Source organism: Candidatus Cloacimonadota bacterium (assembly GCA_028706475.1).
GTDB lineage: Bacteria > Cloacimonadota > Cloacimonadia > Cloacimonadales > Cloacimonadaceae > UBA5456.
Map to the genome: position 1 here is coordinate 1 of JAQWBI010000048.1, position 11,355 is coordinate 11,355.

Annotated in this window: 10 protein-coding genes and 1 tRNA gene; all 11 read right to left on the reverse strand. The window is 45.6% G+C overall.

The genetic code is table 11. From position 1 onward, the window contains the following. Positions 1–478 precede the first annotated feature (478 nt). Entirely contained in the window at positions 479–817 is a 339-nt protein-coding gene (locus PHF32_07640; GenBank protein ID MDD4560588.1) for a DUF3795 domain-containing protein, read from the reverse strand. Between the two features lie 88 nt (positions 818–905). Further along, the gene (locus PHF32_07645; protein MDD4560589.1) at positions 906–1,358 is read right to left on the reverse strand and encodes a phosphotransferase; all 453 of its coding nucleotides are present in this window, start codon (positions 1,356–1,358) and stop codon (positions 906–908) included. Between the two features lie 45 nt (positions 1,359–1,403). Continuing rightward, positions 1,404–1,865, reverse strand: coding sequence for a hypothetical protein (locus PHF32_07650; GenBank protein MDD4560590.1), 462 nt, complete (start codon positions 1,863–1,865; stop codon positions 1,404–1,406). A gap of 18 nt (positions 1,866–1,883) precedes the next feature. Beyond that, a tRNA-Ser gene (locus tag PHF32_07655) sits at positions 1,884–1,973 on the reverse strand. Positions 1,974–1,983: 10 nt separating this feature from the next. After that, positions 1,984–2,427, reverse strand: a complete 444-nt coding sequence (tadA, locus tag PHF32_07660) for a tRNA adenosine(34) deaminase TadA (protein MDD4560591.1) — start codon at positions 2,425–2,427, stop codon at positions 1,984–1,986. Continuing rightward, positions 2,424–4,124 (reverse strand): SurA N-terminal domain-containing protein, encoded by a 1,701-nt coding sequence (locus tag PHF32_07665; GenBank protein MDD4560592.1) that lies wholly within the window; start codon positions 4,122–4,124, stop codon positions 2,424–2,426. The genes tadA and PHF32_07665 overlap by 4 nt, the downstream gene beginning before the upstream one ends. Further along, on the reverse strand, positions 4,124–6,751 hold the full coding sequence (mutS, locus tag PHF32_07670; protein MDD4560593.1) for a DNA mismatch repair protein MutS: 2,628 nt from the start codon (positions 6,749–6,751) through the stop codon (positions 4,124–4,126). The genes PHF32_07665 and mutS overlap by 1 nt, the downstream gene beginning before the upstream one ends. After that, positions 6,752–7,894, reverse strand: coding sequence for an SPOR domain-containing protein (locus PHF32_07675; GenBank protein ID MDD4560594.1), 1,143 nt, complete (start codon positions 7,892–7,894; stop codon positions 6,752–6,754). It abuts the gene before it with no gap. Beyond that, positions 7,882–9,084 (reverse strand): U32 family peptidase, encoded by a 1,203-nt coding sequence (locus tag PHF32_07680; protein ID MDD4560595.1) that lies wholly within the window; start codon positions 9,082–9,084, stop codon positions 7,882–7,884. Before PHF32_07680 ends, PHF32_07675 begins: the two co-directional genes overlap by 13 nt. Continuing rightward, entirely contained in the window at positions 9,084–10,343 is a 1,260-nt protein-coding gene (gene rho, locus PHF32_07685) for a transcription termination factor Rho (GenBank protein MDD4560596.1), read from the reverse strand. Before rho ends, PHF32_07680 begins: the two co-directional genes overlap by 1 nt. Further along, positions 10,343–11,071, reverse strand: a complete 729-nt coding sequence (locus PHF32_07690; GenBank protein ID MDD4560597.1) for a class I SAM-dependent methyltransferase — start codon at positions 11,069–11,071, stop codon at positions 10,343–10,345. The genes rho and PHF32_07690 overlap by 1 nt, the downstream gene beginning before the upstream one ends. Between the last annotated feature and the right edge of the window lie 284 nt (positions 11,072–11,355).

Below are 11,355 nucleotides of genomic sequence, written 5' to 3' on the forward strand. Positions count from 1 at the left end.
AAACTCCACCTCCTTTATCCCATAGGCTGGATTAACCATCGTTCTGTATGACAATAACTTATCCATCGTTCTCCTCTGTACTATCTTCAACGGACTTGCCTGTATACTTAAAAGGGTGACTCTCCAACACAAATAGTGAGGATGAATAATGAAACGCACAGTCAGGAAAGCAGTTAGCTACTCTAAATCTTATAAGAGTATGGTAGTGAATAGCATAGTATCTGAAGGCACAAGTATTGTCTCAGCATGTATACAATTTGGGATCGACGAAGTATATATGGTCCGAGAATGGGTGAGACGCGTTCATCTGCAAGATACTTGCTAAGGCAGGGATGACGCAGAGCGAGATACAGGAAATTGCTAATCAGAATAGGTGAGCCTGTAAATGCCCTCTATGCTGAGGTTCTTCCTGTTTATTGGAAAATGATCAGGATTTGTTATGATGTCACCGGGAATGTAGACGTGTTAAGAGTATATCCTAATCCTTGCGCAATGCTTCTAGATTGGCCTTCGATACGGAGTTGCTAGTCCAGATAAAACTACCTTTTGTGCAAGGAAAATCTGAACATTCGGCACAAGTAGCGTAGCCTTTAGAGATGGCACAAACGCGAATTTCGCACACAGCGCAGAAGCTTATGTGTATGCCTACAGAGGAGCAACCGTCACAAGCAAGATCTTCTATGGCGATGTCCTTGTTAAACTGCTGCTTGTAGTTATCTTGCAGCTTTTTAAACAAGTCTTGGTCGTTTGTATTAGTAGCTTTGAAGGCATCGCAGATTTGGCAATCGATGCCGCAGGGCGATAATGGTATTGTCATTGTCTCTCCCATATTTATGGTTAATTATCTCCGGATGTATAGGTATATCCATCTTCGGTCGTAAATAAAGCATTCGGAAACATAAATCTCATAATAGATCTGAAGTATCGAAAGGAAGGAATTTGGTATTCTGTACGATACCCTGCCTGAACTCTTCCAAATAAGCTGGAGCTGCAGCTTTTACTTCATCGTGGAAGATAGCAAACATCACAATTCGCCTATACATAATGAACTGCTCCAAAGCGATAAGGTCTTCTGCAAGTGTAGGATAAGTTTCGATGTAGGATTCTATGAAAGGCTTCACAAAAAGCTTAAGCATATCCGCTAAGGCCGCCTTGTGTTTTGAATGAAATCCAATGCGTGAGTACTCGCTATATATAGCATTGGCAATATCTTGCACGAAGAAATGGCGGCAACTGCGATCAAAATCTATAAGATGCATGGCAGATGGGCTGAGCAGGATATTCTTGGGGTGTATATCGTTGTGGATAAAGCCGAAGTTTGCTCTTGTGACCGGATAATGCTCCAGCTTCGTCTTCATATCCTTGAAGCAAGCTTGGACATCAGGATATAACAACCGATCGTATTAATCCTGCCATTCATCATACCAACTGAGTGTACTATTACCGTTGAATCCCTGGGCAGCTTTATGACATTCTGCAGCAAGCCTGCCCCAATCTGCATAATACAGCGCCAAATCTTTTGGGTGTATGTCGTTCATAGTGCTTCCCTGAATCCAAGTCCAGGCATAACAATAGTAGGTGTTATCGTTGTCTTCGAGAGTTTCTGTGTGATTTGAGTTTATGGATGACAGAAAGCACTGAGTGTGTATACCGGAACTCTGCAGATGGTGGGCAAAACCGATCCGTTCACGAAGGTCAGAGACCTGATCCGCAGTGCTTTGCAGGCAGATTTTGAGCGCAGTGTTGTTACTCCGGAATACATTAGCGCTGGAATGGAGATGACTGCGGGCATAGAAATGAGCAGAGGATTCCAAACCGAAGAGCAGTGAGGCTTTGTGTACAATCTTACTGGGGATAATCTGCATCTGTACTCCAGAAACTAATGGCGGAGAGTCAGGGATTCGAACCCTGGGTACCCGAAAGGATACAACGGTTTTCGAGACCGTCCCGTTCAACCGCTCCGGCAACTCTCCACAACTATGTTCAACGTTTTTTCTTGAAGAAATCTGTCAAGACCAAAGCACATTCTGGAGCCAGCACACCCCGTATCATCTCGGGACGGTGATTGAAGCTATTATCCCAAAGTGTGTTGTATATGGATCCTGCAGCACCGGATTTGGGATCGTAGCAACCAAATACCACTTTTCCTATTCGGCTTAGGATAATCATGCCACTGCACATCAGGCAGGGTTCAAGAGTAATGTACAAAGTGCAATCTTGCAGATACTTATAATCCATGTTTTGAGCTTGGTCTAGGATCATTTTTTCAGCGTGGGCCATAGGGTTGTTGTTTTGCCTGGTACGGTTATGATCTCTCAGGATCACGTGTTGATCCTTTACCAGGCATGCTCCTACGGGAATCTCATCTTCTCCTGCGGCTATCTCTGCTTCTTCCAGGGCTATCTTCATGAAGTAATCATCGTTCATGGATTTACAAAAACCCGGATATTGGCTTTATTGATCTGATTATGCAGCCATTTTTCAAACCAATTGGGGTCCTTTTGTTTGGTGTACAGATCTCTAAGAGAATCTCGATCCGGGCTGACACCGTTTGCAGGATAATATTGCCTTGGGATTAGTATCACAGAGAGATCACCGATACTATCTACTTCAGGTTTCTTTTTACTCAGATGCCGATCAATAGCCCTGAGGTACACGAGTTTCAAGGATTTGCCTGCGTATTGGCTATCTATACCGCTCTTCTGGTATTGCTGTACCCTGTCTCTACCGCTTACTACGCGCAGGTCGGGGTTTTCCTTTAACCAATTCTCGGCTTTCTGCCGCGCCATACTTTGTTGCCTCATCTCCGTCAGTTCAGGAACAATGATGTGCTTCACTTTCTCCAAAGGATACACTCGGTTAACTTGGTTTTCAGTGAGCTGAATCACCAACCAGTTTCCGGTGATGGTGGAGTAAATGGGATCCAGATAGTCACCTTTCTTGTGATTCATCAGTTTACTGATTACGTTTTCAACAACTACTTTATCGCCGTACCAGAGGTCTTTAACTGAGAGATTATCCTTGATATCAAGGGTCAGTCCCAACTCATCTGCGGTGGTTTCCATGCCCAGTTCCCTGGCAAGATTCAATGCTGCCAGGGCATGACTGTATTGGGCGTTTATGGTATTTGGAGATAGAATGGGGGGGATCTGCAGAGCCCGGTAGCTTAGCATGGATTTACTGCGCTGAAGCTTTTGGTAGATTGCGTAACCTTGTCCAATAGCCAATGGATTGCTATATTTGTTATCCAGCAGTATCTCCAGTATAGGCAGGATCCTCGGATCAATATTCTCTATCAACACAAAACCCGGATCCAGTAAGCTCAAACCAGGCAGTTGTTCCTGTCTTTCTTGAATAACAGTCTCAAAGCTCTTGCCGGAGCTTAGTTGATTAAAAATGCTGTCCGCAATGGCAGCGGTAAAGGATTTGTCTTCATCACGCGGAGTTACAGGCAAGCTCAAGTATTTAATACTATAGATGGGATCCATGGCAAAACGTTTCAGATCGCGCTGATAATATGCTTCGATCTCGCTGTCTGTCAGTATTGGCTCCATGGCCAGGGGATCGAAGATCACAAGATCAAAATCCGCTTTACTAACCGCTATTTCGGCTATTCGACCGCTCTTTTTTTTGTTTGCCAGATCTTCGTCGATCATCTTCTCTTTCAGCTTCTGAGCAGGTACATAAGACTCCAGGTAAGATTTGCGGATGGCTGACATATTCAAAGGACTGTCGTAACGCAATGACTGGTTATAGAGGTCATGGCTAAATTTACCGTTGATCATCAGAGTAGGATTGTTCAGGATAAAAGGTGGGATATTTGAAAGCAGAGTGTCTAGAACTTCCTGTTCGCTTACTTGGATCTTGTAATGCTTGAAGCTCTGTTGCAGCACAACTTTACGAGTAAGGTAGTTCCAGGTTTCCTTGTAGATATCCAACTTCTCTTCGTTGACAGGCATACGTTGGTTTTCAAGCTGAAAGTTGGCCGTGAAGCTTCTGTATGTATTGATAAACTCCGTGGCAGAGATTCGTTCGGAATTGATGATCCCAGCAGTATCTTCCCGAGGACCGGCACAGGCAAAAAGCATCAGAGCTATTATGGCGAGGATTGTATTGCGTTTCATTATTCTCCCAAGATTTGCTTTTGGAGATCGCTAAGCAGTTGCCATGCGGCAATTGGGCTCAATTCTTCGGTCTCCAGTTCGCGTAATTGTTTTATTATACCATCGTGTTTACTGGCTTTATCTATCATTACTTCAAATATCTCCAATTGGGGAGTGCTGCATGAGAGTCTTTTCCGCAGGCTTTTACTAAGGCCTTGAGGGCTGATCTCGTGTTCCTCCAGATTCTTCAATATCTCCTGCGCTCTGCGGATCACCCGGTTGGGGATTCCTGCCAGTCGAGCTACCTGAATGCCATAGCTCTGATCTGCGCCCCCTCGCTCTATCTTACGGATAAAAATCATCTGTTCATTGTAAAGCTTCACTGCCACATTATAGTTTTTGACGTCAGGATAGATGTTCTCCATCTCTGTGAGTTCGTGATAATGAGTAGCAAAGAGAGTGAGTGCTTTAATCTGCTTCTGAATCTGTTCGATGATCGCCCAAGCCAGGCTGAGTCCGTCAAATGTGGAGGTTCCTCTACCGATTTCGTCTAGCAGGATCAGAGATTGTGGAGTAGCAGAATTCAGGATATTTGCAGTTTCGATCATTTCAACCAGAAAAGTGCTCTGACCCTGGGCGAGGTTGTCCGAAGCGCCCACTCTGGTAAATACCCGGTCAAATATCGGCATCCGGATGGACTTGGCGGGAACGTAGCTACCCATCTGAGCAAGGATCACCAGGAGTCCCACTTGGCGTAAATAGGTGGATTTACCTGCCATATTTGGTCCAGTAATCAAGGCAATGCATGTATCGGGATAGTCCAGATGAGTGTCATTTGGGATAAATTCCGCTTCACCCATCAGCTTCTCGATAACGGGGTGTCTTCCGGCTTCTATCTGTAGATCCCGGTTCTCCGTGAAGATCGGGCGACAATAGTGGTTTTGCCAGGCCAGAAAAGCAAGAGAGCTAAATACATCAATCTCCCCAATGGCGTCGCTGAGTTTTTGCAAGCGGGGCAGGTGAGAGGCCAGTTTGGCACGTAGTTCCTTGTATAGTTCATACTCCAGACTTTTTATCTTTTCTTCGCTGGAGAGCACTTTAGCTTCGAATTCTTTCAGACGGGGTGAGATGTAGCGTTCAGAATTAACCAAGGTCTGCTTTGGAATATAGTAATCCGGGACTTTACTTTTGTGTGTAGTGGTAACTTCGATGTAATAGCCAAACACGCGGTTGTAGCCTACTTTCAGGCTGGGAATACCGGTCTTGCGCTTTTCATCATCTTCCAATCTGGCTATCCAACTCTTGCCGTCGTGTACCAGTTCCATCAGCTCATCCAGATCATCCTGGTAGCCTTTCTTGAATATACCGCCTTCTGTGATGGTATTGGGAGGGTTTTCCGCTATGGATGCGGAGATCATAGCGTCAATATCGTCAAAAGTATCTAGTAGTGCGATCCATTCTGAAAAAAGCTCTTCTGCAAAGATGCTAAGTTTCTGCTTCAGGTCTTTTGCGCTGATCAAATAGCTCTGCAGGGCAAGCAACTCACGGGGGTTTATGCGCAGAGATCCCAAGCGGGATACGATCCGGGAGATGTCTCCTATCTCTTTCAGAGACTTCCGGATATCCTTCAGGTAGGCACTTTGCTTCATGAATGCGGAGATAACGGCTTGACGGGCAAGGATCTGATCCAGCTCAATCAAGGGGTGTAGCAGCCACTGTTGCAACAACCTGCTACCCATGGGAGTCTGGCTCTGATCGATTATGCTCAGCAAGCTGCCATGGCGGTTTCCATAACGGATGCTGCGGACGAGTTCAAGATTGCGTCGGCTTATCTCATCCAGCTGCATGTATTGAGATAATGAATAGTATCTCAGAGTTGTAATATGGGCCAGAGGTACCTTATAGAGGCTCATCACGTATGCCAGTGTTGCTCCAGCCGCAGTAGCTCCTGCAGGCCGGTTGTGGGCTCCGAAGGGTTCCAGGCTGCTAACGCCGAAATGCTTCATTAAAAGCGCTTTGGCTTCAACAGGTTGAAACTGCCAATTGTCAAAGATACTGATGGCTGGATTGTGTTCTATCTTCAAGCCTTTCACATATGCCTCATTGGCACTGTCATCGACCAGGATCTCAGCGGGTTTGAGGCGTTGAAGTTCGTTGTATAGCTCTTCTTCAGGTAGTTCTGTGAAAAAGAACTCGCCTGTGGAGAGGTCCAAATGCGCCAATCCGCAGAGTTTATGCTTATCGTTGCGGTAAAGCGTGCTTAGAAACACATTGGCTGTGCTGTCCAAGAGGTTTTGATCCAGCACTGCTCCGGGAGTAATAATCTCAGTAACCTCCCGTTTCACCAGTCCCACTGCTTTTTTGGGATCTTCAGTCTGTTCGCAGATAGCTACTTTCAGGCCGCTTCGGATCAATTTATCAAGATAATTGTCCAGGGCATGATAGGGGAAACCTGCCAGAGGAATGGGATTATCGTCGCTTTTGTTGCGCGTTGTAAGTGTGATGTTCAGGATTTTGGATGCGCTTACGGCATCCTCAAAGAAAGTCTCGTAAAAATCTCCCATCCGAAAGAGTACCAGCTTGTCAGGATGTGCTTTCTTCACCTCATAGAACTGGCGAAGCATAGGAGTGAGCTTGGTGTTATCCATTTAATATTGAACGATAAAGCTGTTAATTTCGCTACTAGTAAGGCGGGCTCTGGCACTGTCTGTCTGTTCACGACTACTGAAAGGACCTGCCAGAACAACCCAGGTAGTTTTACCTTGGTCTTTGTCCTCATAATATGATGCCGGTATCTGCATATCTCTGATGCTGCGGCACAAGCGTTCAGCGTTTGTTTTCACAGAGAATCTTCCGGCTTGCAAAAAGAAGCCCTTCAACGGTTTGGAAATCAACTTGATGGGGAGATATTCGTCGATGGGAGGCAGGTTTAGAGGAGGAAGTTTCTCCGATACTTCAGGAACGCTTCCCACTTGAGTATCAAGACTATCCGAAGCCAGTTCCACTGGGATATCCAGAGGTGTATATGGATACAAGAAGCTGAGATCCAAGGATGGTGTCCGACTGCGCATATTGAAAAGGCGTTCCTCTATGTCGAAAGCAACTTGGGAGTATTTATCCAGTTCATAACCTTCCCGGAATGCCTTCAGCGCTTCTTTGAAGTTGGAATTCAGTTCATTGATCATGCCCAGCTTGTAGTAATAATACTGACGGTCAAATTCTTTGAGATGTTGTAAGTTAGCAAGGCTGGAGATAGCACTTTGGTACTTTCGTTGGCTTACGTAGGAATCCACTATCAGGTAGTGTGCGGATTCAGCTTCTTTTCCCTGGGGACTCAATCGGAGGTAGTTTTCGGCATTTGCTATTGCCGAAGAATAGTCATCCTGCCAGTAAAATACTACTGCGATCCAATAGAAACGATCCACGATATCAGGCGAATTGATGCGTCGCAAAAGAGTTCCTGCTTTTTGCATCTCGCGCTCTAAAATGTGGATCTTGGCAACTTCTAGCATTGCCATTTGCCCATACGGTGTCTTGGGATACTTCTCGATACATGAGTTTAAGCGGGTCTGAGTATCCGCTATATTTTTGCAGAGCATTGCTTCCAGATACAGCACTAGAGCGCGCTCTTCATCCTTATTTGGCTTCAAGTCCTTTAGCTCTTTCTGCAGGTCGGCCGTTTTGCCTTCTTCAAATAGTGTTTCCAGATTCTGGAAGTCCTTGCGAACCTGTGCATTCAGCCCCACAGCGCATAGTAGGATCAGGATAAGAAATACAATCAATCTACGCATCGGCGAATCAATGCTCCTACCACATTTGTCTCGGCCAGGGGGATTTTAAAGTATGCATTTGGCCTTGTGCATTCCAGTTCTTGGTTGTCATCATCATATATCTTACTCACGCGTAATCTGATATCCTGGTTGATGTCCGGGAAAACCAGTTCGATAGTGTCGTTTAGGGATATCTTTCCCAGGCAGTCGAGAACCATTCTCCCTTTCTCATGTGCAATTATTTTTCCACAATACTCGCTATTTGAGGTATAAGAACCTTGAAAGCTCTTTTCAATGATTCCCGCATCACCATCTGGAAAGTCGAAAAAGCCTTCCCAATAAGGGCGATGAGATACCTTTTCCAGCTCTTCATGCAGATGTTCCCAAGTAGCGGTATCCTGGCTGGATGTGTCCATTGCTTTGCGATACACGCGACAGGTTTGCGCCACATAATACTCGCTCTTCATGCGTCCCTCGATCTTTCCGGCATCGATTCCCGCTTGTTTTAGCAAGGGAATCCTGTCCAGCATACAAAGGTCTTTCGAGCTTAGAATATAGCTGCCATATTGATCTTCTTCCACCGGAAGGTACACACCGGGGCGCTCCTGTTCCGTAAGAGCCCATTTCCAGCGACATACCTGAGTACAGCTTCCGCTGTTTGCACTGCGCCGGTTGAAGTATGCACTCAGCAAACAGCGTCCGGAATATGCCACACACATTGCGCCGTGTATGAAGCATTCGATTTCCAGGTCGGGTAGCTCAGCTTTGGTTTCCAATATCTCTGAGAAGCTCATTTCCCTAGCTGCTACGATGCGTTTTGCCCCTTGCTCGTACCAGAAACGGGCAGAAGCTACAGAGCACACATTAGCTTGTGTGCTGATATGAATGGGAATGCCGGTAAGACTCTTTACCATACTGAACACACCGGGATCGGATACAATCACTGCATCGATCCCGCTATCTTTCAACCAGAGTAAGAATTCCTTCAGTTGAGCGTATTCGGAATTCTTCAGATAGGCGTTCAGAGTAAGGTAGAGCTTGGCATTGTGTTCGTGTGCAAAGTGGATGGCTTCCTTCAGTTCGTCTTTGGATAGATTGGTTGCAGTAGCGCGTAATCCAAAGAGGTTGTACCCGCAGTATACCGCGTCCGCACCATAGGTGATGGCGTACTTGATCTTATTTAAGTCTCCGCCTGGGGCAGTTAATTCCATCAATTACTCATTGAATTCAGGAGATCATCGTTGCTCTTGGAAGCCTTCATTTGTTTGCGCAAAGTTTCGATACCCTGGATCGGGCTGATTGTCTTGAGGTATTTGCGCAAAACATACATGCGGTTGATCTCGTTCTTGGTAAGCAGCAATTCTTCCCTGCGAGTACCGGATTTTACCAGATCGATAGCGGGATAGAGGCGCATATCCGAAATACTGCGATCCAGCACCAGTTCCATATTACCGGTTCCCTTGAATTCCTCAAAGATCACTTGATCCATTTTCGATCCTGTGTCGATAAGAGCCGTGGCGATGATGGTGAGGCTGCCGGCTTCTTCTGTATTACGGGCGGAACCAAAGAACTTTTTGGGCTTGATGAGGCCATTGGCATCGATACCACCGGATAGCACTTTTCCGCTGGATGGAGTAATGTTGTTGTATGCTCTGGCCAAGCGGGTGATACTATCCAATACTATCACAACATCCTGACCAAGTTCGATCATGCGTTTGGACTTTTCCAGAATGATTTCAGCTACATTGGTGTGGTTTTTGGGGGATTCATCGAAAGTGGAGGATATCACTTCGCTGTTACCTGGTTTCAACACTTTTTTCATCTCGGTTACTTCTTCGGGGCGCTCATCCACCAGCAGCACGATCAGATATACTTCCGGGTGATTGCTGAGGATGGCATTGGCAATATCCTGCAATAGGGTAGTCTTCCCCGTTCTGGGGGCAGCTACGATCAAACCGCGTTGACCTTTGCCCACGGGAGTAAAGAGGTTGATGATCCTGGTGCTGTAGTTTTCTGGATCAAATTCCAGGTTCAATCGCTCGGTGGGGTAGTAGGGTGTTAGCTCATCGAAAGTACGCATATCCTGTAATCCGGATGGAGACATATAGTTCACAGCTTCCACCCGCAACAGGGCATAGTATTTCTCTCCTTCTTTGGGCGAACGCACCGGCCCTGAGACCATGTGGCCATTCTTCAAGCTGAATCTGCGGATCTGCGTGAGGGATACATACACATCATCTTTGCCGGGTAGATAGCTGTTGTTTGGAAACCTCAAGAATCCAAACCCATCTTCCATGATTTCCAGACAGCCGGTTACGAAGGCCAAACCTTCCTGAGCAGCCTGAAATTCCAGTATCTTGAATATCAGTTCAGTGCCTTTATATTGAGTGTTTCCGGGAATTGATATTTTTTTGGCCAGCTTCGTCAGCTGAGCTTGAGTCATAGCAAACAGATCATCTTCTATTAGCATTATTTATCTCCTTTTGGTTTGTGAGCCGTAATCAGGATGCGCGACGCTGAGGCAAATCCAATTTCGTTTATGCGTTCGATCAGCGCTTCGCCTTCTTGTATCAGATCAGGATAATCGCCCAGCGCTTGCAGACGCTTGATGGTATCCTGGCAGTTCTTTATCAACACTATAGTTGCTTTGGGATCTTTGGGATCATCCACTTCCGGATAAAAATCTTCTATATGGATCTTTTGCAGTTTCAGCTTTTTTACAATGCTGATGAGATCCTCTTTGCTGTATGTACTGTCGTGATATACTCCGCTCAGACTATCTACTTTTGCTACCCAGTGATGCATCAAAACGTGAGTTAGCTGCGGTTGACTCTGATTTCCCCCGGCATACATTTCTGTAAGTATGAAAGTACCGCCTGGCTTTAGTACCCGCAGCATCTCTGCTAGCACATTATCGAGGTTTTCAAAGTGATGCAGCGAGTTCGATGTGCACACAGTATCGAAATGGCCGTCTTCATAGGGTAGATTCTCCAGATTCATGCGGTAGATTTCCACATTGTTTTCTGGAAATAGTTTTTGTGCATAGGCTGCGCTTTTCTCCGAGTAGTCCACTCCGATTATCTGGGTATAGCTTTTCAGGTATTGCTTCAGAATATTGATAAATTCACCCCGCCCAGTTGCAGCATCCAATACAACGCCGCCATCGATCTGGTTTAGGATTTGGAATACGTCTTTCACTGCTCTAACCTCGCTTGTGATTTTCTGTAGATTGGCAAAAAGAGATGCCATATACCTATACATATAGCTTTGGGAATCGTTTATAAAATCTATCCTATATTTACCGCTATACTTTTTTCGTCAAGATAAATCGTTCCTTGTTGGATAATCATCCTCAAAGACCGTTGCCCATAGAAGTGGACAAAAAGTATAGATAAATAATACTTGACAAATCAGATGCGTAGGTTATATTGTCTCTATAACAACACAGGAGCTGTTCATGGAAAAGCAAACCATAACCTTCG

Bases quoted from the DNA above. Each gene is read 5' to 3' on its own strand.
- PHF32_07640 (MDD4560588.1), bottom strand. From the start codon at position 817: ATGACAATACCATTATCGCCCTGCGGCATCGATTGCCAAATCTGCGAT.
- PHF32_07645 (MDD4560589.1), bottom strand. From the start codon at position 1,358: ATGAAGACGAAGCTGGAGCATTATCCGGTCACAAGAGCAAACTTCGGC.
- PHF32_07650 (MDD4560590.1), bottom strand. From the start codon at position 1,865: ATGCAGATTATCCCCAGTAAGATTGTACACAAAGCCTCACTGCTCTTC.
- tadA (MDD4560591.1), bottom strand. From the start codon at position 2,427: ATGAACGATGATTACTTCATGAAGATAGCCCTGGAAGAAGCAGAGATA.
- PHF32_07665 (MDD4560592.1), bottom strand. From the start codon at position 4,124: ATGAAACGCAATACAATCCTCGCCATAATAGCTCTGATGCTTTTTGCC.
- mutS (MDD4560593.1), bottom strand. From the start codon at position 6,751: ATGGATAACACCAAGCTCACTCCTATGCTTCGCCAGTTCTATGAGGTG.
- PHF32_07675 (MDD4560594.1), bottom strand. From the start codon at position 7,894: ATGCGTAGATTGATTGTATTTCTTATCCTGATCCTACTATGCGCTGTG.
- PHF32_07680 (MDD4560595.1), bottom strand. From the start codon at position 9,084: ATGGAATTAACTGCCCCAGGCGGAGACTTAAATAAGATCAAGTACGCC.
- rho (MDD4560596.1), bottom strand. From the start codon at position 10,343: ATGCTAATAGAAGATGATCTGTTTGCTATGACTCAAGCTCAGCTGACG.